The sequence below is a fragment of the Pseudarthrobacter sp. Y6 genome (genome assembly GCF_050156205.1).
GTDB lineage: Bacteria > Actinomycetota > Actinomycetes > Actinomycetales > Micrococcaceae > Arthrobacter.
Genome location: NZ_CP189574.1, coordinates 986,896 through 1,009,481 on the forward strand (window position 1 = coordinate 986,896; position 22,586 = coordinate 1,009,481).

Genomic DNA, 22,586 nt, shown 5'->3' on the forward strand with positions numbered 1-22,586 from the left:
GCCACTTCGGCTGCGGACTCAGCTGAAGCGCTGGGTGTTGCCCTGTTCCGCCTGGGCGTAGGTGGACGCCGCCGATGCAAGGGCCATGTTGATCGACGCAAGCGACGCCTCAACCTTGCCCTGGGTGAGTGTCCACTCGGTCACCAGGGCCTGGAAGTTGTTGGCAGCCGAGCCGCGCCAGGTGGACTGCAGCTCGTCCAGGCCGCGCTTCATGGTCTGGACGTCCGAGCTGATCCGGTCCACGGTTGCTTTGACGTTGGCCGACTTGAGCTGAAGGAGTTCGGTGTCGACGGAAATGATGCTCATGGCTTGCTGCCTCTCGAAGTAGTGGGGCAACGGCTGCTGCCCGCCCGGCTGCTCCGGGCCACTACAGCGAGCCTACGGACGGGCACTGCCCGAACGCCACGCTCCATGGCTATATGTGGATAACCCTGCCATCTCCGTGGCCTCCGTCCAGAGGATCTCCATCCTGCGCGGCCGATCCACCCGAGTGGGCTTCCCCTGAGTGGTCATCGCCGGAGTGAACTTCGTCGGTGGCGTCGTCCCGGACAGGCAGGCTGACCACCAGCGTGGCCCCTCCGCCGTCGGTCTTTTCCACCCTGACAGACCCGCCGTGCGATCCCACGATGGCAGCCACAATAGCGAGCCCCAGGCCGCTGCCGCCGGTCTCACGCGTCCGGGACGTGTCCGCGCGGTAGAAACGCTCAAACACCTTGGACGCATCCTCTTCGGAGATGCCAGGGCCGTGGTCCCGGACCTCGATCACGGCGAACCGCTGCCCGCCGTCGGAGGTCCGGATGCCAACGGCGAGTTCGATCGGGCTGCCTTCCGGGGTGTAGCGCAGGGCATTCCCCACGAGGTTCCCCACCACTTGGCGCAGTTTTGCTTGGTCACCGAGCACCGGCGCGGGTGCGGCCGGACCGTCACCAAGGCCGACCAGTGAGATGGGGCGCGTGCGGTCGCTTGCCTGCGTGTCCACCACCGCATCGTGGGCGAGCAGCTGGAGGTCAACTGGCTTTTGCTGGAGCGGGCGCTGTTCGTCCAGGCGAGCCAGCAGCAGGAGGTCCTCCACCATCGAACCCATGCGTTTGGCTTCGCTTTCGATCCGCCCCATTGCCGTGGCCACGTCCTCGTCGGTGGCCAGCGCGCCATGGCGGTAGAGCTCGGAAAAACCCCTGATGGTCACGAGCGGGGTTCGCAGCTCGTGGGAGGCGTCGGCCGCGAACCTGCGCATTCTGCCTTCGGAGGCGGTCCGGGCGGCGAAGGCCGTCTCGATATGCGCCAGCATGGCGTTCAGTGAGCTGCCGAGCCGCCCCACTTCCGTGCCGGGATTTTCGACGTCCACACGCCTGGAAAGGTCGCCGGCGGCGATGGCAGCTGCGGTCTTTTCCACCTTGGCCAGTGGCCGGAATGACCGGGACACGGTCCAGCTGGCGATCAGGGAGGCCAGCAGCAGGGTGAGCAGGCCGACGCCGGAGACCACCAGGGTGGCGTGCTTGAGGACATCGTCCACGCTTTGCAGCGGTAAGCCGATAACAACCACGGCAGGACGCCCGCCATTGAGCACGGTCACCGCCACCACCCGCCAGTTCTGGCCGTCGGTGCCCCTGACCTGGTACGGGCGGGTTCCCCTGTCCTGGGCGTCCTCGACGGAGATGGCGGTGATGTCCGGATGGTCCTCCGGATCGCCCCCGAAGAGCTGGGGGTCCTCGCCAGGGGTGTAGAGGATCAGCGAATAGTCAGTAGGGACCATCGGGTTTGGTGCCTGCAGCTGGGTGAACGAGCGCTGCTTGCTGGCGAGGTCGACGGCGGCGTACAGCTTGTCATCCACCTGCCCCTGGAGGTAGCTGTGCAGCAGGGTGAGGGTGCCGATGCCGGTTGAGGTCAGCGCAACAATCAGCAGTGCCATGATCATGGCCACCAGCTGGGACCTCAGCGAGGCCGATTTCCACCGCTGCAGCAAGGTCAGCGCTTCTCTGCCGTCCGGAGCACGTAGCCGACTCCGCGTTTGGTCTGGATCAGGGCGGGTGCGTCCGGATCAATGTCCACTTTGCGCCGGAGGTAGGAGATGTAGGACTCCACGATCGAGGCGTCGCCGTTGAAGTTGTACTCCCAGACGTGGTCGAGGATCTGGGATTTCGACAGCACCCGGTTGGGGTTCAGCATGAGGTACCGGAGGAGCTTGAATTCCGTGGGGGACAGTTCGATTACGGTGCCGCCACGTCGCACCTCGTGGGCGTCGTCGTCGAGCTCCAGGTCGTCCACCCGGATAACGGCGTCGTCGTCGAGCATGGGCTGGGTGCGGCGCAGGACGGCGCGGATGCGGGCTACCACCTCGTCCAGGCTGAACGGCTTGGTGACGTAGTCATCCCCGCCCACGGTGAGGCCGGTGACCTTGTCCTCGGTGTCGTCCTTCGCCGTGAGGAACAGGACCGGGAAGTGCTTGCCGGAAGCCCGCAGCTTGCGGGTGACGGTGAAGCCGTCCATGTCCGGCAGCATCACGTCCAGCACCGCCAGATCGGGCGCGTGGAGCTCTGCGGCGGCCAGCGCATCACGGCCGTTGGCGGCAGAGACCACCTCGAAGCCTGCGAACCGGAGCGAGGTGGACAGCAGCTCACGGATGTTGGGCTCGTCATCAACAACTAGCAGCTTGGCTTCTGGGCCGGTCTTCTTCATGCTCCCATCATGCTCCCAGAAACTGTGAGTTTTCTGGATGGATGGTGGGTGTTCCATGGGAGCCCGCTCGTGGTGGTGACCATCCGGATCGCTGGACAGGAACATCGGGTGACCTTTAGGCGGCGCCTACATCCTTCGCATCCATGATCCGGTAGGCATACCCCTGCTCTGCCAGGAAGCGCTGCCGTTTGGCCGCGAAATCCTGGTCCAGGGTGTCCCGGGCCACCAGCGAGTAGAAGCGGGCCGCCCGGCCGTCCTTCTTGGGGCGCAGCAGACGGCCCAGCCGCTGGGCTTCCTCCTGCCGCGACCCGAAAGAACCGGAGACCTGGATGGCCACCGAGGCCTCCGGCAGGTCGATGGAGAAGTTGGCCACCTTGGACACCACCAGGGTGTGCACATCGCCGGCGCGGAATGCATCAAAGAGCTTCTGCCGTTCCTTGACCGACGTGTCGCCCTTGATGACGGGAGCCTGCAGGCGCTCGCCGATCTCGTCCAGCTGATCAATGTATTGACCGATAACCAGCAGCTGCTCGCCCTGGTGGCGGGCCACCAACTGTTCAACGATCAGGGTCTTGGACTCGGACGTGGCGCACAGCCGGTACTTGTCCGCGTCCTCGGCCATGGCGTAGGCCACGCGTTCGTCCCGGGGCAGGTCAATCCGGACCTCCACGCAGTCCGCGGGGGCGATGTAGCCCTGCGCCTCGATGTCCTTCCAGGGCGCGTCGTACCGTTTGGGCCCGATCAGGCTGAAGACCTCGCCTTCGCGGCCGTCTTCGCGCACAAGGGTGGCGGTGAGGCCCAGCCGGCGCCGGGCCTGCAGGTCCGCGGTCATCCGGAATATCGGCGCCGGCAGGAGGTGGACTTCGTCATAGATGATCAGGCCCCAGTCGTGGCCATCCAGTAGCTCCAAGTGCGCGTACAGGCCGCCGCGTTTGGTGGTGAGGACCTGGTACGTGGCGATGGTGACCGGGCGGACCTCCTTGACCGCGCCCGAGTACTCGCCGATTTCATCCTCCGTCAGGGATGTCCGCTTGAGCAGCTCGTCCTTCCACTGCCGGGCGGCCACCGTGTTGGTCACCAGGATGAGGGTGGTGGTGGAGCTCGTGGCCATGGCTGCGGCACCCACCAGGGTCTTCCCCGCCCCGCAGGGCAGCACCACCACGCCGCTGCCGCCGGCCCAGAAATTCTCGGTGGCGAGCTGCTGGTACGGGCGGAGCTTCCAGCCGTCCTCGTTCAGGGCGATCAGGTGGGGTTTACCGTCCACGTAGCCGGCCAGATCCTCCGCCGGCCAGCCGATTTTCAGCAGCAGCTGCTTGAGCTGGCCGCGCTGTGAGGAGTGGACCACGATGGTTTCGCCGTCGATCCGGGGCCCCAGCAAGGGCTGGATTTTTTTGGCCCGGATGACCTCCTCCAACACCGGGTAGTCGTCCGTGCGCATCACCAGGCCGTGCTGGGGATCCTTCTCCAGCCGCAGCCGCCCGTACCGGGACATGGTCTCTTCGACGTCGATCAGCAGCGAATGCGGCACCGGGAACCGCGAGTATTTGAGCAGGGTGTCCAGGACCTTTTCCGCGTCCAGGCCGGCGGCGCGTGCGTTCCACAGGCCCAGGGGCGTCAGGCGGTAGCTGTGCATGTGCTCCGGAGCGCGCTCCAGTTCGGCGAAGGGGGCGATGGCGTGGCGCGCCTCGGTGGCCAGTTCGTGGTCCACTTCGAGCAGGATGGTTTTGTCACTTTGGACGATCAGCGGGCCGTCGTTCACGCGGGGGAGTCCTTCACTGGCGCAGTTCTTCTGCGGCCTCAATGTCGATAATGCGGTGGATGGAGAGCACCCGCTCGGTTTCCTTGGCAGGATCGAAGACCCTGACGCGTCCGCCGTTTACGGAGAGGGGAACAACTGTCTCAAGGCAGGAATTCCCCTGGCTGTCCACCACGTTCATGCTCACACGCTGCCTGAGCCGGATAGCCCGCTGCAGAGTCTCCAGCCCAAGCTGCGTTGCAGCTTCGCCGGAGCCAGGCACGGCACGTGCGTGGTGTCCGTTGGCTTCAGCCCGCCTGTTCCGCAGGACGGCCAGCTGCGCAGCGACGTCGTCCTCGGCGGGCGCGGTCCGCGGCGCTGTATAGACGGGGCGGGCGCTGCCCGGAACACTTGTGGTGCGGCGGAGCCGGACCACTCCGGGCTCGGCCTGATCCACCGACGGCGAGAGGCCCAGTCCGCGCAGGACCTGCGCTGTTTCACGCGGCGGAGCAGTGGAGATCAGCACCGTGGGCGCAATCCGGGCCAGCCCCAGTCCGGCCGCCTTGGACTCCGCCGCCAGCTCCAGCACCGTTGCCTCATCATCGCTTTGGATAAAGCTGGCGGCCGTTCCCACGTGGAGCCGGCCGTGCCGGGACGCGGTGTCCTCGACCAGGTATTGCAAGGGTTGGGGCACGGCCGTGGCCGAATGCTCACGCAGGAAGTCCAACAGGCTGGACGCGTCATGCCCGGCGTCCAGCGCCCGCCGGACCGAATTGGTGGAGAACCGGTAGATAGTGGCGGGCCCCTGCCCCTCGGCGTCGGCCATCACCAGAAGCTTTTCGGCCAGCTCCGGAGCCAGGTAGCCCGGGGCAACTGCCGTCAGGTCCGCCTGCAGCAGGACGTGGTTCAGTGCCGCAGGCAGGTGCTCGCCCAGGATGCCCAAGGCTTCGTCCGGGTTGTCTTCGGCAATGGCGCTACCCAGTTGGCTCAACGCACCGGACCCGATCAGTCCCAGCAGTTCCGCTTCCGCCAGCACACCCCTGATCAGGGAACTGAACCGGCGGGCCATCCGCGGCTGCGTCCATTCAGCCCGCTGGAGGACTGCCGCGGCATCCAGGACCGGTGCTGTGCCGTCCGCAGCGGCAGCCTCCTGGGTGAGCTCGTCCAGAATTTCCAGGATCCGCTTCCGGACCACCGGGGCGTCCGGCCGCTGCGCCTCGGCTGAAAGGGCATTGACGGTGTTCCCGGCCAGGGCACGGTGCGCGGCGGGGACGCCGCCGGGGCCGTTAGCGGGCTGACCCACCAGTGAGGGCACACGCTCGCTGGCGAGCCAGGCGTTGACCAGCCACAGCCACTGCTCCTGGCGGGGGAGGGCCAGCCACTCCAGCTGAGGGGGCTGCACCCAGGAAGACGAGTCCACATCAAGGCGCAACAGGCCGGAGAGGGCGCTGAGCTCCAGCAGCAGGCCCGCCCGGTGCTGGTCGATGCGCAGTGTCTCGGCCAGCCGCTTCATTTCCCGGACACCCACGCCGCCGCTGCGCAGCGTGGACAGCGGCTGTTCGCGGACGGCGTGGAGGAGATCACCCACCAGCCGGAGGGTTTCAGCGATGGCGCCCAGCGCCGCGTTCCGGCGAAGCGCAGCGGTGGTGCTGCCCAGCTCCGGAACCGGCGGGGAAAGGGAGAAGTCATTGATGATGGCGCCGCCACGCAGCGACAGCCCCACGCTGTGCGGCAGTTCCACGTGCGCGGCGTCCAGGGGGACCAGCAGGCCGCGGGCCAAGAGCCAGTCAACGGGCCCGACGTCGGCGCCCTGGTTCGAGACCGACGCTTTCCGTTGCGCCTGGGGGACGGCACCCATGGCCCAGTTGCGGAATTTGGCGAGCAGCGCCGTCGTGCGTTCCGGGGCTCCGGCCAAAGCCTCGCTGAGTGCCTCGGGCGAGGACGTCCAATGCTGCAGCGCAAGGGCTGCCTCCATGGGTGTGGTGGCGTTCTGGATGGAGACGCCGCTGCGGTGCAGCTCGGCAACGAGCTGGACTACCCGCTGGGCAAACGCGGGCTGAAGCCTAACCAATTCGGTGTAGCTGCGCCCCAGCCCCGCAGGATAGATTCCCACCACGTCCTTGAGGCTTCCCACAGGCAGGTAGTAGCGCTGCCGGTGGCCCGAAACCGCCGTTCCATGCGGCGGCTCTGCCCGGTGCACCAAAGCCAGTTCCTGGAGCGAGGCCAGGATGCGTTCCAGCGCCGCCACCGTGGACCCTGCAATGAGTTTCCGGACGCCCGCTGCCGATGCGCTGTGTTCGGTGTCCGTGTTGGTGCACAGATGCAGGGTTTCCAGCACCTGCATCTGTGGCCTGTTAAGCCGCTCGAGAGCGCGCTGGACGCTGACCCGCGCGCTTGCCCGGGCGGCCAGGGCGGAAAAGTCAGGAACTGCGGGGGACATAAGGTCCGGCCGCGCTGCAAAGAGCGCCCGCAACGAGTCATCGCTGCGTGCTTCCAGTTCTTTGCTGAGCGCGCGGATAAGGGACATCAGTCCAACGTTACCGCCCGCTGGACTTTCCTGCCCGGCGCCGGCCGGCCACGCTGTCCAGGACCAGGAAGATCATCAGCAGGAACGCAACAGGCAACCCGTACAGGGCAGTGGCGGTGACCCAGGCCGGAGCGGCGGAGCCTGCGAAGGCCAGTGCCATGACCGCTCCCACCGCCACGAGGGAAAGCACGGCAACAACCGCTGCGCAGATCATCAGTGGGCGCCGGTATCGCGAGGGTGTCATGCAGGTAACGCTAACAGCCGGGCGGCCGGTGGTGGCGCCACAGGCGGCCGTGAGCGGCGGGCGCACAGCCACGGCAGGCGGCAGGACGAAGGGTACGTGAAAGCATGATTCCGGGCCCCGGCAGGATAACCTTGGGGAACAGACCAACACGGTCCGTCGCTGTCATACCCTGAACCCGCACATCAGTGCGGATGCGGTGACTGCCGGCCGTGTCAGAAGACGTCAGAACGAAGAAGGTTGATTACGTGCCTACCGGCAAGGTCAAGTGGTATGACAAGGAAAAGGGTTTTGGATTCCTCGCAGGCGAGGACGGCCAGGAAGTCTTCCTGCCCAAATCATCGCTGCCCGAAGGCATCACGGAGCTGAAGGCCGGCACGCGGGTTGAGTTCGGCGTTGCCGACGGCCGCAAGGGTGCACAGGCCCTGGGCCTGCGCGTCCTGGACAAGACGCCGTCCATCGCCAAGGCCAAGCGGCCCAGTGCCCGGGACCTCGCGCCGCTCGTCCAGGATCTGGTCAGCGTGCTGGACAACCTCTCCGGAACCCTGTCCGCGGGCAAGTACCCGGAAGGCAACAAGGGCAAGGCCATCGCGGCTGCCCTGCGTAAGGTTGCCGACGAGCTGGACGTCTAGGTCTTGGCCATGAATGCGGAAGCTGAACAGCCGGACACCACGGCAGCGGAGAACGTGGGCGCCAAAGCCGAGGCCAAGCGCCGTACCGGTGTGCCCGTGTGGCGTACCGGTAAGCCGGATGTCTTCCTCGCTGCTGCCGTTGGCGAGGCGCGAACGGCCATCGAAGGCATTACGGCGGCGTCGGACATCGGTGCGCACCTGGCTGCCAAAAGTGAGGGCGACCGTCTGGTCACACACGTCTTCGAATCAAAAATGGCCGGTTACCACGGCTGGCAGTGGTACGCGGTCCTGACCAGGAACTCCCGCTCCAAGGTGGTCACGGTCAGCGAGCTTGGCCTCCTGCCGTCGGAGGACTCCATCCTCTCCCCGGAGTGGGTGCCGTGGGCCGAGCGCGTCCGCCCCGAGGACGCCAGGGCGGCAGAGGAAGAGGAGTCACCCGCTGCGGAGGCTTTCGCTTCAGGGCCGGACGCTTCGCAGGCCGAGGCTGACACTCCCGGATCCGAAGACCAGGACGAAGGATCCGAAGACGACGACACTGCCGGCGAGGCTGACTAAGCAGTTGACAGTGGGCAGGGTTGAGAATCAAGAAGGCCGGCACTGATGTCCACCTTCAAATCCCTGCACATCCTCAATTACCGGATCTGGTTCATCGGCGCGCTGGTTTCCAACATCGGAACCTGGATGCAGCGCACGGCTCAGGACTGGCTGGTGTTTGACCACCTCACCCATCACGACGCCGGAGCCATGGGCATCACCATGGCACTGCAGCTGGGGCCACAGCTATTCCTGGCGCCCGTTGCCGGCCTCATGGCGGACCGCTTCAGCCGCCGGCAGCTGCTGGTCATCACGCAGTCGCTGATGGCACTCCTGAGCACCGGCCTGGGCATCCTGGTGGTTCTGGGCGCCGGCCAGCTGTGGCACGTCTACGGCTTCGCCCTGCTGCTGGGCATGGTCTCCGCCCTCGATGCCCCGGTGCGGCAGACCTTTGTTTCTGAACTCGTGCGGGACGACTACCTGCCCAATGCCGTGGCCCTGAACAGCGCCTCCTTCAATGTCGCCCGGATGATCGGGCCCGCCGTGGCCGGCGTCCTCACCGTGGCCGTAGGTCCCGGCTGGGTGTTCCTGATCAACACCTGCACCTTCCTGGCCATGCTCCTGAGCCTGTGGAAGATCCCGTCCGCGTCACTGCGCCAGCTTCCCCGGGCGGCTCCCGGCAAGGGCCGGATCCGGGAGGGCCTGCGCTATGTGCGGTTCCGGCCGGATATTGTGGTGGTCCTCGTGGCCGTGTTCATCGTGGGAACGCTCGGCCTTAACTTCGTGCTGTTCATCGCCGCCATGGTGGGCACGGAATTCGGGCTGGACGCCAGCGCCTTCGGGCTCATGAATTCCATCATGGCCATCGGTTCCGTGGCGGGCGCGCTACTCTCCGCCGGCCGCGGGAAGCCCCGCTTGCGGATGATCTTTGGCGCGGCAGCTGCCTTTGGGGTGACCTCGGGACTGGCTGCGCTTGCCCCGGACTACTTCTGGTTCGGCGTCGCGCTGGTGCCGGTGGGCCTGTTCGCGATCACCATGATGACGAGTGCCAACGGTTACGTCCAGACCACCACGGACCCCGTCATGCGGGGCAGGGTCATGGCCCTGTACATGGCCATCTTTATGGGCGGCACACCCATCGGCGCCCCACTCGTGGGATGGGTGGCCAACGTCGCCGGCCCCCGGTGGTCGCTTGCCGTTGCGGCCACGTCCGGGGTCATCGCCGCCGTGATCGGAATGATCTGGATCATCCGTGCCCAGCAGCTCCGGCTCACCTTCAACCGGCGCGCCCGCGGCCTGCGGTACTTCGGCGTCGTCTCCCACCTGGGGGACAACGCAAACGGCGTCGCCCGGGACGAAAACCCGGACGACGCCGTCGGGCGCTGACGCCGTCGCGTTACCGCCCGTGCCACAGCGGCAGTCGCGGTAGCGGCCGCCGTGCGCTGCGGGAGCGCTACTTGCGCAGTTCGCCCACCACGTGGTCGATGCTTGCCAGCAGCGCGGAGACGTCAGCCGGCTCGATGGCCACAAACGTGGCGATCCGGAGCTGGTTGCGGCCCAGCTTGCGGTACGGCTCGGTGTCCACGATCCCGTTGGCGCGCAGCACCTTGGCGATCGCGGCGGCGTCGATCGAGTCGTCGAAATCGATGGTGGCGATGACGTTGGAACGGTCCTCCGCTTTGGCCACAAACGGGGTCGCGTACTCGGAGGCCTCGGCCCAAGAGTAGATCCGGCCGGCGGAGTCAGCGGTGCGGGCGGACGCGAAGTCCAGGCCGCCGTTGGCGTTCAGCCACTGCACCTGCGCGTCGAGGGTCACCAAAGTGGAGAGCGACGGCGTGTTGTACGTCTGGTTCAGCTTGGAGTTGTCGATGGCGGTCTGGAGGTCCAGGAAGTCCGGGATCCAGCGGCCGCTGGCCTTGATCCGGGCGGCGCGTTCCAGCGCGGCGGGGGAGAAGAGGCCCAGCCACAGGCCGCCGTCGGACGCGAAGTTCTTCTGCGGGGCGAAGTAATAGACATCAGCCTCGGAGACGTCCACGTCCAGACCGCCGGCCGCGGAGGTGGCGTCCACCAGGACCAGGGAACCGGCGTCGGCGCCCGCCACGCGCTTGACCGGAGCCGCGACACCGGTGGAGGTTTCGTTCTGCGGCCAGGCGTAGACATCAACGCCGGCCTCGGCGGCCGATACCGGGCGGGTGCCGGGCTCGGACTTGATGATGGAGGAGGCGTCCAGGAACGGGGCCTTGTTGGTGGCTGAGGCGAACTTGGAGCCGAACTCGCCGAAGGACAGGTGCTGGGCCTTCTTCTCCACCAGGCCGAAGCTGGCGACGTCCCAGAAAGCGGTGGAGCCGCCGACGCCGAGGACCACTTCGTAGCCTTCGGGGGCGCGGAAAAACTGGCTGAGTCCTTCGCGGACGGAGCCCACGAGGTTTTTGACCGGAGCCTGGCGGTGGGAGGTGCCCAGGATGGTCTTGGACGCCGCTGAGAGCGCTTCGAGCTGCTCCGGCCTGACCTTGGACGGTCCCGCGCCGAACCGTCCATCCTTTGGCAGGAGGTCGGCAGGAATAGTGATGCTGGTTTCGCTCACGGGGGCTCCAATTTCGGCATGGACGTGGCTCACGTCCGGACGGTGGGGTGGCCGGTAGTCGGCAGTTACTGCATAAGGACCTCCTTTATTCTGCCTGAACCCTCGATTGGGCGGGAACCGGCGCCGTCATAGTCCGGCCAATGAGACCGGTTGTCCCGTCCGGGGATTATCCGGACAAGTTCAAAATAGGCTAAGCTTTTTACCGGACCTCGCCGCTGCTGGACGCGATACGGTGGGATAACGCAAGGTACTGCGCTCGAGGAGCTGAGCTGGATGACGGATCTGATCGATACTACGGAGATGTATCTTCGGACCATTTTGGAGCTTGAAGAAGAGAATATCGTTGCTCTTCGCGCACGCATCGCCGAACGGCTGCGGCATTCCGGCCCCACGGTGTCCCAAACCATCGGCCGGATGGAGCGCGACGGACTGGTGGTGGTCTCCGGAGACCGCCACCTGGAGCTGACCGAAGCCGGGCGGAAACGCGCCACGGAAGTGATGCGCAAGCACAGGCTGGCGGAACGGCTCCTGGCGGATGTGATTGGCCTGGACTGGGCCTACGTCCACGATGAAGCGTGCCGCTGGGAGCACGTGATGAGTGAACGCGTTGAGCAGCGCATCTACGAATTGCTCAATCATCCCACCGAGTCTCCCTACGGAAACCCCATCCCCGGGCTGGCGGCTCTGGGCGGGCCGGCGCCAGCGCTGCCTGACGCCGCTGTGATTAATCTCCTTGACGCGATGCAGGGCTACGGGCCGGCGTCGAACGTGAGAGTCAGCCGGCTCGCCGAGCCCATCCAGGTGGAACCCGAGCTGCTGGTCCAGCTGGACGAAGGCGGAATCAGGCCCGGCGCCTCGGTGTCTCTGGAGCGCGTGGGGGAGTACATTTCCGTGCGGGTCCCGGGGATCGAGGGGGCGCTCGAACTGCCCCCGGAAGTGGCAGCGCACGTCTTCGTTTCGGTCCGCTGACGGGACGGCGGTCCCCCCGCGTGGGGCCGCGCCATAGCTCAGTGACGTAAGGTTCCGCAAAGATAACGGAATTGTTACTGTCCAACTTAATCACCTATAGTTGAAACTCAGCGTCGATACAAAAGCGTTACCTGATCCGGAGCCGAGCTCTGCCAGCGGATCAGGTGCACGAGTCACCAACTGGCAGGGGCGGGGGAACCACAACCGGCAGTCGCCAGACTGCCTTGGGGTGAAGTCCGTCAGCAGCAAGCCTCTTCCAGCGAAGGATCCTCACGGGATATCTCTGCGCCAAATGCTTGTCACGGCGGACCGGGTCTTTGAACTCTCTGACCCGAATCCGACAGCTAACTTCGCAGGCTATCCAGAGAGGAACATTCTTGACCATGCAACATTCCAAGGGCCGCCGTCGCGCGGTGGGCCCCGCTTCGGTGCCCAGAGCGGCCGAGGATTTCACCGCGGAGAGGCCCCGCGACCCGCAGCGGGAAGCACGCCGCCGCCGGGGACCCTTCCGGCAGATCACAGATTTCGCCGCTGCCAGTGGCCTCGGCCAGAAGGTCGGCATCGCCCTGGCTGCCACAGGCCTGGCGCTCACCGTGACGGTACCTGTGACCGGCCCCGTGATGGCCACTCCGGAGCCCGGCCAGGCCGCGTCGGCTGTCTCCGCCGCTCCGCAGCCCGAAGTTACAGCCGAGGCCGCCGCCCGAATTGATTTCAGCCGCTCGTCCGTGGTTACCCAGGGTGACCCCGACGGCAAGCTGAAGCAGCTGCTGAGCTCCCAGTCCGCGGGATCCATTACCCGCGCCGCCTCTGCCGGAAGCCTCGGCCCGCCGTTGGCCCAACTGACTACTGTCTCACCCTTCGGATTCCGCGTCAGCCCCATTACCGGCGGCACCGGCGACTTCCACCGCGGCCAGGACTTCGCGGCACAGTGCGGAACCTCTGTCATGGCTGCTGCCAGCGGCACAGTCACGTTCGCCAGCTGGCACCAGTTCGGCGGCGGCAACCGCGTGGTGGTGGATCATGGCAATGGCCTTGAAACCACCTACAACCACTTGTCCTCCTTCAATGTGAAGGTTGGGCAGACCGTCAGCCGCGGCGACGTAGTGGCCCTCAGCGGCACCACGGGTGCCTCCACGGGCTGCCACCTCCACTTTGAGGTTCAGGTCAACGGCGAAGTAGTCGATCCCATGGGCTGGCTCTGACTCAAATGATGGCAAACTCTCGAATCGTAGCGACGTGCCGTGACCTGAATGTGACATTGGCTCGGAACTCCTGTAACGTCTAAAGCGCGTCAACTTTTCCGAAGTTGACGTTCTTGAGTGGATTGCCTAGCTCTGCCACCGCTCAAGGTCCGTTCGCATGACATCGTCTGGCAGGGGCGGGGGAACCAATTTTGGTCTTCGATTCTGAAGGCCTTGGGGTTAAGTCGCAAAGCTTCCACTGTGAAGCAGCGCGGCCGGGTGACTCCCATCCGAATCCGACAGCTCACCTCGCAGGCATTGGGAGAGGCTACCTTCGTGTCTTCACGCCATAATTCTGCGCGCCACCGCGCACAACCGGTTCGCACCAACCCCTTGGGCTCCGTGTCCAAGGCGGTCAGTGCCAATGCCGGGACCGTAGGTCGCCAGGCTGCTGTTATCGCAGCTGCATCAGGTCTGATCCTGAGCATGGGGCTTCCGGCCAACGCCGCGGATACCACCGCCGGCGTTTCCGCCTCCACCGAGTCCGGGGCCGCACAGACGGCACTTGCCGTCACTGCGGCGCCCACGGCTACCGTTTCCTTCGAACGCCCCGTGATCAAGACCACGCCGGCACCGAAGGTTGAGACGCTCCGTGCGCAGTCCACGGGCTCCGAGACCGGGGCTCAGGGTGCTGCCGCAACCGAGGCCGCGGCCTCCAAGCTCGCTGACACTGTCTCCTCCGCCGCCGCTTCGGGTCTGGCAGCACTTGCCTACACCGGTATCGGCCACCCCTACCTCTGGGGCGGCACCACTCCCAATGGCTGGGACTGCTCAGGCTTCACGCAGTGGGTCTACGCCCAGGCCGGCATCAGCATTCCCCGCACCAATGCCTGGACCGTCATGCGGCCCACCGCCACACCGGCTCCCGGTGACCTGGTCATGCAGAATGGCGGCGCCCACGTTGGCATTTACGTAGGCAACGGCATGATGATCAGCGCACTGAACCCGTCACAGGGCACGCTGCTCCACTCCGTGGCATCCACGGGCGGCGGATCCTTCTTCACGCTGGCCCCGTAGTTCCTTCCATCCAGTAGTTCCTGCAGCCCTGTGCCGCCGGAACCGTTTCTTCGCTGGAAACTTTTCGCTAAATCCCCGTTCGGGATGTGCCGGCGTACCCCCAAGATGCCGGCGCGTCCAACGCCCTCGGGCTGCCCACGCGGTCCTGAGGAAAACGAAAGAGAGAAATTAATGACTACACGTGCAACTGTTGCACGGCACCGCGCCGAGGTCACCAAGACCAACTCGCTGGCTGTCATTGCCAAGGCTGTCGGCGACAACGCCGGCGGCATGGGTCGCCAGGCCGCGGTTATCGCTGCTGCTTCCGGCCTTGTCCTGACCAGTGGTCTCGCTGCGAACGCGGCAGACACCGGAGTCCAGCGTGAAGCGGCTTCCGCTTCGAACCTTGAGGTTGGGGTTTCCGCCCCGGCCATCATTACGGCTGCTTCCACCATTGCCATCTCCTACGAGAAGCCTGCCGTGACCACCACACCGGCTCCGGTTGAGGCTCCCGAGCCTGTTGTTGAAGCTCCGGCTCCGGCCAAGGCAGCGGCAACCATCAACGTAGCGTCAGCAACGCCTGCCGCCCCGAAGGCGCCGGTCGCCGCCAGCAGCAAGGGCCAGGCCATCCTGTCGGCAGCCTACGCACAGCTCGGCGTCAACCAGGACTGCACCATGCTGGTGACCAACGCCCTGGCCGCCGTGGGCATCAACTACCACGGCTGGCCCGCAGGCTACCTGTCCCTGGGGCAGACCGTGAGCGCCGCCGAGGCCCAGCCCGGCGACCTGCTCTACTACGCCGACGGCGGCGCAGGCGTTGCCCACATTGCCGTCTACGCCGGCAACGGCCAGGCAGTGCACGGCGGCTACAACGGCAACCAGACCGTTGTGTTCAGCGCCAACGTTGGTTCAGGACCGGTCTACATCCGCGTGTCCTAGCAGCTGATCCAGTCTTCAATGGACCCCCGCCTCACGGCGGGGGTCCTTTGCTGTCTCCGGGCAACTGCACTGATCCGGACGGGTGCCCAGGCCCGACACGTGACTGCGGCCACGGCTGGGATTAGTTGATCCCGGGATTCTTTGTTTACTCTTGTGGTGTCGATCCATAGCCCGGATATGCCGGGGGCAGCCGGCCCTCGTGCCCCTGACGGGTGCGGCCACGAAGAGGTACGTGCATGCGCACTCTCGTTCTGAATGCTGGATATGAACCGCTGGCGGTAGTCACCTTCCGCCGGGCGCTGGTGCTTGTGCTCACGGGCAAGGCCAGTGTTATTGCCGAGGGCGATGACCCTGTGGTGGGACCGCAGGAGATCCTGGGCCGCCCGTCCGTGATTCTCCTGAATCGCTACATCCGCCCCAGATATAACCAGAGCACCGCAGCCAGCCGCCGCGGAGTCCTGCGGCGGGACGGTCACCGGTGCGCGTATTGCGGCAAAGGTGCCCACACCATCGACCATGTGCAGCCCAAATCACGTGGCGGCGCCGACTCCTGGGAGAATCTGGTGGCCGCGTGCCTCCGCTGCAACAACACCAAGGGCGACCACACCCCCGCTGAAATGGGCTGGAAGCTGAGGTTTGTCCCGGAACCGCCGCGTGGCACCATCTGGCAGATTAGGGAACTTGAGAAGCCCACGCCGGCCTGGGACCCGTTCCTGCTGCCGGAACGGGCCGCCTGAACAGGCCACCTGAAATCCAGTCCACACGGTAATTCCAGCCTGCGCGGTTAAGCTGGGAGGGTGGACGCTGACCCCCTCGACTTCGATGCCGTCATCCTCGCCGGCGGCCGCTCGTCGCGGCTCGGTGGTGTGCCCAAGCAGAGTCTGACGTACGACGGCGGCTCCCTGTTACGCCGCTCCGCCGCCGCTGCAGGGGGAGCCCGGGCCGCCGTCGTGGTTGGTCCGGACGCCGGGGATGTCCCTGCAGGGTTACTCCGCTGCCGCGAAGAACCGCCGTTTGGCGGTCCTGCGGCCGCTATCGCAGCCGGGCTCTCAGCCCTGGCCGCTGCGGACGGCAACCGTCCCCGGCTGACACTGGTGCTGGCCTGCGACATGCCCAACGTAGGGCAGGCGGTGGCGGCGCTGAAGGCTGCGCTGGGTTCAGGAGGACCCGCCGCCGCAAGACCGGCCGCCGGAGAACTCGCCGCCGGGGGACACTCCGCGGGACAGCCCGCGGGCTTGGAACCGGACGGCCTGGTGGCGGTCTCGGAGGATGGCCGCCGCCAGCATCTGGTCGGTTTTTATAGCACGGCCGCGCTACAACGATCCGTGGCGGAACTGGAAAGCACAGGACGCTTAATCAACGGTTCGGTGCGGGCACTCCTTGCTAGTCTGGACGTGCAGCTTGTCGCCGTTCCGGCCGGCTCCACGGCCGACGTGGACACCTGGGACGATGCCGCCGCACTTGGAGTGGACGGCCCGGATCCCATGAGCGGGCTCCGGGGCAACACCGCCGCAGATGATTTGGGAGGCAGAGCGTGAAAAGCCAGGACGAGACGCTGGAAGAGTGGTGCAGGGCCTTGCTCCAGGCATATGAACTGGAGGACGTCCAGATTGACGTCAACACCATCCTGTCGCTGGCCGGCGTGGCAGCCCACTCAGTGGTCCGCCCGGCCGCCCCGCTCACCACCTTTATTGCCGGTTTCGCCGCCGGCCTGGCTGCGGGATCGGGACAGTCCACGAACGCCGCCGCCATGACCGCTGCGATGGAGCGTGCCCGGACCCTGGCTGCAGACTATGACGCCGAATCCGCCGGGACCCCCGTCGAATGACTCCCGTTCAGTGACCGCCGCCCCCGGCGACGTATCCGAAAACCCCGAGCAGCAGACAGCCCCGGCAAAGCACCTTGCCCACACCTGGGACGAGGCGCGCAAAGTCGCGTTTGACATCGCAACGCCGATTCCGCCGGGCCGGGTTTCCCTGAGCCAGGCCCTGGGCAGGGTCCTGGCCAGCGACATCACCGCGTTGCACGAGATGCCGCACTATGCGTCGTCTGCGATGGACGGCTGGGCCGTCAACGGCAGCGGCCCGTGGATCGTGGCGGAGGCCGGCCACCGGCTGGCACCCCACCAGGCCAGCCCCATCGTCACGGGCGGACTGATCCCGCCCGGCGCCAAGGCGGTCCTGCGCAGCGAAAGTGCCTTGCTTGGAACGGACGACGACGGCCTGCCGCTGCTGATGACCGGCGGCACCGCCCGCCCCGGCGAGCCCGGGAACGGCCAGCACATCCGGAAGGCCGGCGAGGAAGCCGCCGCGGGGGAGGTGCTGGTCAAGGCCGGCGTAACACTGAATCCGGCCCATCTGGCGGTCGCAGCCCTGGCCGGGCACGATGACCTGCTGGTCCAGGGCAAGCCGGTGGTTAAACTCCTGCTGACCGGCTCCGAAGTTGTGGCCCACGGGCTGCCGGTCCCCGGACAGGTCCGGGACACCTTCGGCCCGCAGCTCGCGGCCGTCGTGGAAATGCTTGGCGGCATCAACGGCGGCCAGGAACGGATCGGCGACTCCTATGCTGAGTGGCTGGACGGCCTGGCGGACCTCCCACCCGACGTGCCGGACCCCTCCGCGTTGCCGGCCGACGTCGTGATCACCACCGGCGGCACGGGCGTCTCGGACACCGACCACCTCCGCCGGGCCGTGGCGGAACTGGGCGGGCGGCTGGTCATCGACGGCATCGCCATGCGCCCCGGCCATCCGGCTGTCCTGGCCGAGCTCCCCGACGGGCGCTTTGTCCTGGGGCTCCCCGGAAATCCGCTGGCCGCCATGATGGCACTGTCCACGGTGGGCGAACCGCTGCTGGCGGCGCTGGGCCACGGCATCATGCCGCCGGTGCAGGAGGTCCCGTGCGGAACCACCATCGAGCCGGAACCGGGCCGGACCAGGCTGATGCCCTTCCGCCTGCTGTACGGGATGGCCTCACCGGCCAAGCACACAGGTCCCGGGATGATGCGCGGGCTGGCGTCGGCGCACGGGGTGATGGTTGTTCCGCCGCATGGCGTGCAGCTGGGCGAATCCGTCCCGGCGTTCGCCTTGCCGTGGGGGCCGCCGGTGCCCGCGCCCGAGCAGCCGGGTACCAAGCCCAAGGGCCGGCCCGCCGCCAAGGCAGCCACCCGGACGGCAGGCAAGGACGCCGCGAAGCCTGCCGGCCCGGTGGACTGGAGTGCCCTGCTGGGGTAGGCGCCGTGCTGCGGGATCACGTACGCCTCAGCCCCGCCCGTGGTGCGATGATGGACCTATGAACAGCGCCAGCCGGCAGGTCCGGAACGTCCACGGGGCCCTTCGAGACAGTCTGGCGGTTCGCTGATGGGGCGCGTGACGCAGCGCCGCAAGGTGCACAAGTACGTTTTGGATGGCTCGCCGAAGGCCCTTGAGTTCCCGGTCCGCCACCGGGAGGACGTCCTCGCCGTCGAAGAGCCGCTGGAAATCCGGATCGGTTCGCTGTCGTTTTCGGTAACCATGCGGACGCCCGGGGACGACTTTGACCTGGTGGCCGGCTTCCTGGTGTCCGAGGGGATCATCTGGGCTCCCGAGCAGCTGGTGTCGCTGCGGTTCTGCGCCGGCGAAGACGAAAACGGCGTCCAGACCTTCAACGTGGTGGAAGCCCAGCTGCGGCCCGACGTCGAGCTCCCGGCGAAGGGGCGAAACGTCTTCACCTCAAGTTCCTGCGGTATCTGCGGCACGGACTCGATCGAGGCAGTGCGCAAGTCCTCCCATTTCAGCCCGGCGGCGGATCCGTTGACCGTGCCCGCTGACGTTCTGGCTTCCCTGCCCGGGCGGCTCCGCGAAGCCCAGGACGTTTTTGACGTCACCGGCGGAGTGCACGCCGCGGGCCTCTTCCGCATAACGGACGACGGCGGCGTGCAGCTCTTGTGCCTCCGCGAGGATGTGGGACGCCACAACGCCGTGGACAAGGTGGTGGGCTGGGCCCTGCGGGAGCGGTTGCTTCCGCTGACCGGTCTGGTCCTGCAGGTATCGGGCCGCGCGTCGTTTGAACTCGTCCAGAAAGCAGCGTTGGCGGGCATTCCCGTGCTGGCGGCGGTGAGCGCGCCGTCGAGCCTCGCTGTGGAGCTGGCGGAGGCCAGCGGCATGACCCTGGCAGGATTCAGCAGGGGCACCAGCCTGAATATCTACGCCGGACAGGGCAGGATTACGCTGCCCGCCGCGCAGGTTCCCGCGCAGGTTCCCGGGGAGGACCCGGCAGGGGTCCGCGCGAACGGATAAAAAACAGCGTCAGCACCTTCGGTGAAGATTTCCGGTGAGGCTTGGCTATTGAGCTACTAGCCGGTAGATTTTATCCATCGATTGGACGCGTTGGTCCGGATTCGAGTACGCCAGTTCAAGCACCTAAGAGGGTTTACATTGCATGACGACCGCCGGATCACCGAAGTCCGCCTGGACCGGTTTGTCCGCGAGCGGATCATTCCCGCCGTTTACGCCCGCACCGTTCCGCTGAACCTGAGCAGCTGGGATGCACCCGGCGAACCGGTGTCAGTGATGGAAGCATTGCGGAATCACTTCGCGCCGCAGGAACACGGTGCTGCCTGGGGCAAGCCGTGGGGCACCAAGTGGCTGCGCCTGCAGGGCGACGTCCCGGAGGCCTGGGGCACCGGCCCGGACACCGCGGTGGAAATCGTGGTGGATCTTGGCTTCATCAACGAAGCCCCCGGCTTCCAGTGCGAGGGAATCGCCTGGCGCCCTGACGGCACCATCATCAAGGCCATTTCGCCCCGGAACCAGTACATTCCCCTTAAGCTCCTGGGCAGCGGCATGTCCGTTGACTTCTACGTTGAAGCGGCCGCCAACCCGGACATGGCGCAGGGCTGGACCTTCGCCGCCACACCTTACGGAGATAAGGCAACGGCCGGCACGGCACCGCAATACCGGCTGGGCAGGATCGCCATCGCCGAACTCAACCAGACAGTCTGGGAACTCCAGCAGGACATCTGGACCCTGGCCGGGCTGATGCACGAGCTCCCCCCGGAGCAGCCGCGACGCCATGAGATCCTCCGTGCGCTGGAGCGCATGATGGACCAGATGGATCCCGACGACGTCCCCGGCACCGCCTCAGCCGGGCGGGCAGCCCTGGCCGAGGTCCTGTCCAGGCCCGCCTACGCTTCCGCCCATCAGCTGGTGGCTACCGGCCACGCCCACATCGACTCCGCCTGGCTCTGGCCGGTGCGCGAAACCATCCGCAAATGTGCCCGGACGTTCTCCAACGTGGTGGCGCTGATGGATGAAGATCCGGGCTTTGTGTTCTCCTGCTCCTCGGCCCAGCAGCTGGCCTGGATGAAGGAGTTCTACCCGGAGCTTTTCGGCCGGATCCGGGAGAAGGTCAAGGCCGGGCAGTTCGTTCCGGTGGGCGGCATGTGGGTCGAGTCGGACACCAACATGCCCGGCGGCGAGGCCATGGCCCGGCAGTTCATTGAGGGCAAGAACTTCTTCCTCGACGAGTTCGGGGTCGAATGCCGCGAAGCCTGGCTCCCGGATTCCTTCGGCTACTCCGCGGCCCTGCCGCAGATCGTCAAGTCGGCGGGCGGACGCTGGTTCCTCACGCAGAAGATCTCGTGGAACCAGGTCAACCGCATGCCGCACCACACGTTCAACTGGGAAGGCATCGACGGCACCCGGCTGTTCACGCACTTCCCGCCCGTTGACACCTATAACGCCGAGCTCAGCGGACGCGAACTGGCCCACGCCGAGCGGAACTTCCGCGACCACGGGCGCGGCAACACCTCGCTCGTCCCGTTCGGCTACGGCGACGGCGGCGGCGGCGGCGGGCCGACCCGTGAAATGCTGGCTGCCGCCAGCCGCACCGCAGACCTCGAAGGTTCGCCCAAAGTCCGTGTGGGTTCCGCCGAGAGTTTCTTCACCCAGGCGGAGGACGAGTATTCCTCCGTGCCTGTCTGGGTGGGGGAGATGTACCTGGAACTCCACCGCGGCACGTACACCAGCCAGGCCCAGACCAAACGCGGCAACCGGCGCAGCGAACACCTGCTCCGCGAGGCCGAACTCTGGTGTGCCACCGCTGCCGTCCGCGGCGCCGGCTCCTTCCAGTACCCGGCGGCCGAGCTGAAGCGGCTCTGGCGGTTGGTGCTCCTGCAGCAGTTCCACGACATCCTGCCCGGCAGCTCCATCGCCTGGGTCCACCAGGACGCGGAACGTAACTACGCCGCCATCAGCGCCAGCCTCGAAACCCTCATTGGGCAGGCAGCGGCCGCGCTCCTCGGTGAGGGGTCGCGGACATTCCTGCTCAACGCCGCACCGCACGCGCGCAACGGTGTTGCGGCCTTGGCTGCCGCAGAGCTTTCGCTGGCCAGCCGGCCGGTTCAGGCAACTGCTGTGGATGGCGGTTATGTGCTGGACAACGGCATCATCAGGGCTGTCTTGGATGCCGATGGCCTGCTTGCCTCCCTCACCGACTACGCCACGGGACGGGAAGCCATCGCGCCCGGAGCGCGAGGCAACCTGCTGGAACTGCACCGGGACACGCCCAACGAGTGGGACGCCTGGGACATCGATGAGTTCTACCGCCGCAACGTCACCGCCCTCACGGCGGCGCAGGCCATCCGGGTGGAGCACGCCGGAACCAGTGCCGTTGTGGTGGTGGACCGGGTTGCCGGCTCGTCACCGGTCACCCAGCGGATCACCCTGGATGCCGGCAGCGGCTCCCTCACCATCACCACGGCCGTTGAGTGGCAGGAGAGCGAGAAGATGCTCAAACTGGGCTTCCCGCTGGACGTCAGAGCGGACCGCTCCGCCTCAGAGACCCAGTTCGGACATGTCTTCCGTCCCACCCACGTCAACACCTCGTGGGAGGCCGCCAAGTTCGAGATCTGCGCGCACCGCTGGATCCACGTGGCCGAGCCCGGCTACGGCGTCGCGATTTCCAATGCGGCCACCTACGGACACGATGTCACCAGGAGCGTGCGGGATTCCGACGGCGGGACCACCACTTCGGTGCGTCTCTCCCTGTTGCGCGCACCGAAGTTCCCGGACCCGACGGCGGACCGCGGCCACCAGGAACTGACCGTGACGATCCGTCCCGGCGCCGGAATCGCCGAAGCCGTGGAAGAGGGGTACCGCACCAACCTTGCACCCCGGCTGGTCAAGGGCGCCCGCGGCGTCGAGCCGTTGTTCTCCGTGGACAACCCTGCCCTCGTCATCGAGGCGGTCAAGCTTGCCGAGGACGGTTCGGGTGATCTTGTGGTCCGCCTCTACGAGTCCTTGGGGCAACGGTCCGCAGGCGTACTCACGGCCAATTTCCCGGTCAAGGACGTCCAGGCCACGGATCTGCTGGAGCGGGCCACCGACGCCCCGGGCGTCAAACCCGCTTCAGCGCACGGATCGGTGGAGCTCTCGCTGCGTGCGTTCCAGCTGGTGACCCTGAGGTTCGCGCGGTAGGTGCGGCATGGATGCCAGCTGTCCGGTCAGCGGGCGGGCCGGTCAGAAAGGGACCTGG

At 66.6% G+C, this 22,586-nt stretch carries 20 protein-coding genes and 2 riboswitches; of the genes, 13 read left to right on the top strand and 7 right to left on the bottom strand.

Going from position 1 to position 22,586, the window contains the following annotated elements:
* Positions 1-18 precede the first annotated feature (18 nt).
* From ACQCSW_RS04805 to ACQCSW_RS04830, 6 genes are all read right to left on the bottom strand, one after another.
* Entirely contained in the window at positions 19-306 is a 288-nt protein-coding gene (locus ACQCSW_RS04805) for a WXG100 family type VII secretion target (protein ID WP_058932786.1), read from the bottom strand.
* 109 nt (positions 307-415) lie between these two features.
* The gene (locus ACQCSW_RS04810; protein ID WP_426989738.1) at positions 416-1,963 is read right to left on the bottom strand and encodes an ATP-binding protein; all 1,548 of its coding nucleotides are present in this window, start codon (positions 1,961-1,963) and stop codon (positions 416-418) included.
* Between the two features lie 2 nt (positions 1,964-1,965).
* Positions 1,966-2,676: a response regulator transcription factor gene (locus tag ACQCSW_RS04815; protein WP_111908573.1), complete on the bottom strand. Its 711-nt coding sequence runs from the start codon at positions 2,674-2,676 to the stop codon at positions 1,966-1,968.
* Positions 2,677-2,791: 115 nt separating this feature from the next.
* Positions 2,792-4,435, bottom strand: a complete 1,644-nt coding sequence (locus ACQCSW_RS04820) for a DNA repair helicase XPB (RefSeq protein WP_111908574.1) — start codon at positions 4,433-4,435, stop codon at positions 2,792-2,794.
* A gap of 13 nt (positions 4,436-4,448) precedes the next feature.
* Positions 4,449-6,938, bottom strand: coding sequence for a helicase-associated domain-containing protein (locus ACQCSW_RS04825; RefSeq protein ID WP_426989739.1), 2,490 nt, complete (start codon positions 6,936-6,938; stop codon positions 4,449-4,451).
* A 10-nt stretch (positions 6,939-6,948) separates the two neighbouring features.
* Entirely contained in the window at positions 6,949-7,182 is a 234-nt protein-coding gene (locus ACQCSW_RS04830) for a hypothetical protein (RefSeq protein WP_426989740.1), read from the bottom strand.
* A gap of 245 nt (positions 7,183-7,427) precedes the next feature.
* On the opposite strand from ACQCSW_RS04830, the gene ACQCSW_RS04835 reads away from it, so the two are divergent.
* The 3 genes from ACQCSW_RS04835 to ACQCSW_RS04845 are packed head-to-tail and all read left to right on the top strand — an operon-like array spanning position 7,428 to position 9,731.
* A complete protein-coding gene (locus tag ACQCSW_RS04835) occupies positions 7,428-7,811 on the top strand; it encodes a cold-shock protein (RefSeq protein ID WP_056347308.1) in 384 nt (127 codons plus the stop codon).
* Positions 7,812-7,820: 9 nt separating this feature from the next.
* The gene (locus ACQCSW_RS04840) at positions 7,821-8,366 is read left to right on the top strand and encodes a DUF3027 domain-containing protein (RefSeq protein ID WP_426989741.1); all 546 of its coding nucleotides are present in this window, start codon (positions 7,821-7,823) and stop codon (positions 8,364-8,366) included.
* A 45-nt stretch (positions 8,367-8,411) separates the two neighbouring features.
* Positions 8,412-9,731: an MFS transporter gene (locus ACQCSW_RS04845; protein ID WP_426989742.1), complete on the top strand. Its 1,320-nt coding sequence runs from the start codon at positions 8,412-8,414 to the stop codon at positions 9,729-9,731.
* Positions 9,732-9,798: 67 nt separating this feature from the next.
* Here the strand turns inward: ACQCSW_RS04845 and serC are convergent, their stop codons facing one another.
* Positions 9,799-10,929, bottom strand: a complete 1,131-nt coding sequence (gene serC, locus ACQCSW_RS04850; RefSeq protein WP_426989743.1) for a phosphoserine transaminase — start codon at positions 10,927-10,929, stop codon at positions 9,799-9,801.
* Between the two features lie 273 nt (positions 10,930-11,202).
* Between serC and ACQCSW_RS04855 the strand changes: the two genes are divergently transcribed.
* The 10 genes from ACQCSW_RS04855 (at position 11,203) to ACQCSW_RS04900 (ending at position 22,528) form a co-directional block, all read left to right on the top strand.
* Entirely contained in the window at positions 11,203-11,898 is a 696-nt protein-coding gene (locus ACQCSW_RS04855) for a metal-dependent transcriptional regulator (protein ID WP_354249595.1), read from the top strand.
* 161 nt (positions 11,899-12,059) lie between these two features.
* A riboswitch (cyclic di-AMP (ydaO/yuaA leader) is annotated at positions 12,060-12,272 on the top strand.
* A gap of 9 nt (positions 12,273-12,281) precedes the next feature.
* Entirely contained in the window at positions 12,282-13,100 is an 819-nt protein-coding gene (locus ACQCSW_RS04860; protein WP_426990622.1) for a M23 family metallopeptidase, read from the top strand.
* Between the two features lie 148 nt (positions 13,101-13,248).
* Positions 13,249-13,411, top strand: a riboswitch (cyclic di-AMP (ydaO/yuaA leader).
* A 70-nt stretch (positions 13,412-13,481) separates the two neighbouring features.
* Positions 13,482-14,156: a C40 family peptidase gene (locus ACQCSW_RS04865; protein WP_426990623.1), complete on the top strand. Its 675-nt coding sequence runs from the start codon at positions 13,482-13,484 to the stop codon at positions 14,154-14,156.
* Between the two features lie 171 nt (positions 14,157-14,327).
* Positions 14,328-15,074, top strand: coding sequence for an NlpC/P60 family protein (locus ACQCSW_RS04870; RefSeq protein ID WP_426989744.1), 747 nt, complete (start codon positions 14,328-14,330; stop codon positions 15,072-15,074).
* Positions 15,075-15,310: 236 nt separating this feature from the next.
* Entirely contained in the window at positions 15,311-15,811 is a 501-nt protein-coding gene (locus ACQCSW_RS04875; protein WP_426989745.1) for an HNH endonuclease, read from the top strand.
* A gap of 60 nt (positions 15,812-15,871) precedes the next feature.
* Entirely contained in the window at positions 15,872-16,612 is a 741-nt protein-coding gene (mobA, locus tag ACQCSW_RS04880) for a molybdenum cofactor guanylyltransferase (protein ID WP_426989746.1), read from the top strand.
* The gene (locus ACQCSW_RS04885; RefSeq protein WP_426989747.1) at positions 16,609-16,902 is read left to right on the top strand and encodes a DUF6457 domain-containing protein; all 294 of its coding nucleotides are present in this window, start codon (positions 16,609-16,611) and stop codon (positions 16,900-16,902) included. Before mobA ends, ACQCSW_RS04885 begins: the two co-directional genes overlap by 4 nt.
* Positions 16,868-18,304: a molybdopterin molybdotransferase MoeA gene (locus tag ACQCSW_RS04890; RefSeq protein ID WP_426989748.1), complete on the top strand. Its 1,437-nt coding sequence runs from the start codon at positions 16,868-16,870 to the stop codon at positions 18,302-18,304. Before ACQCSW_RS04885 ends, ACQCSW_RS04890 begins: the two co-directional genes overlap by 35 nt.
* Positions 18,305-18,430: 126 nt before the next feature.
* The gene (fdhD, locus tag ACQCSW_RS04895; protein ID WP_426989749.1) at positions 18,431-19,348 is read left to right on the top strand and encodes a formate dehydrogenase accessory sulfurtransferase FdhD; all 918 of its coding nucleotides are present in this window, start codon (positions 18,431-18,433) and stop codon (positions 19,346-19,348) included.
* Positions 19,349-19,486: 138 nt separating this feature from the next.
* Positions 19,487-22,528 (top strand): alpha-mannosidase, encoded by a 3,042-nt coding sequence (locus ACQCSW_RS04900; protein WP_426989750.1) that lies wholly within the window; start codon positions 19,487-19,489, stop codon positions 22,526-22,528.
* Positions 22,529-22,586: the final 58 nt, after the last annotated feature.

Bases quoted from the DNA above. Each gene is read 5' to 3' on its own strand.
- ACQCSW_RS04805 (WP_058932786.1), bottom strand. From the start codon at position 306: ATGAGCATCATTTCCGTCGACACCGAACTCCTTCAGCTCAAGTCGGCC.
- ACQCSW_RS04815 (WP_111908573.1), bottom strand. From the start codon at position 2,676: ATGAAGAAGACCGGCCCAGAAGCCAAGCTGCTAGTTGTTGATGACGAG.
- ACQCSW_RS04825 (WP_426989739.1), bottom strand. From the start codon at position 6,938: ATGTCCCTTATCCGCGCGCTCAGCAAAGAACTGGAAGCACGCAGCGAT.
- ACQCSW_RS04830 (WP_426989740.1), bottom strand. From the start codon at position 7,182: ATGACACCCTCGCGATACCGGCGCCCACTGATGATCTGCGCAGCGGTT.
- ACQCSW_RS04840 (WP_426989741.1), top strand. From the start codon at position 7,821: ATGAATGCGGAAGCTGAACAGCCGGACACCACGGCAGCGGAGAACGTG.
- ACQCSW_RS04845 (WP_426989742.1), top strand. From the start codon at position 8,412: ATGTCCACCTTCAAATCCCTGCACATCCTCAATTACCGGATCTGGTTC.
- ACQCSW_RS04855 (WP_354249595.1), top strand. From the start codon at position 11,203: ATGACGGATCTGATCGATACTACGGAGATGTATCTTCGGACCATTTTG.
- ACQCSW_RS04860 (WP_426990622.1), top strand. From the start codon at position 12,282: ATGCAACATTCCAAGGGCCGCCGTCGCGCGGTGGGCCCCGCTTCGGTG.
- ACQCSW_RS04870 (WP_426989744.1), top strand. From the start codon at position 14,328: ATGACTACACGTGCAACTGTTGCACGGCACCGCGCCGAGGTCACCAAG.
- ACQCSW_RS04875 (WP_426989745.1), top strand. From the start codon at position 15,311: ATGCGCACTCTCGTTCTGAATGCTGGATATGAACCGCTGGCGGTAGTC.
- ACQCSW_RS04890 (WP_426989748.1), top strand. From the start codon at position 16,868: ATGACGCCGAATCCGCCGGGACCCCCGTCGAATGACTCCCGTTCAGTG.
- fdhD (WP_426989749.1), top strand. From the start codon at position 18,431: ATGGGGCGCGTGACGCAGCGCCGCAAGGTGCACAAGTACGTTTTGGAT.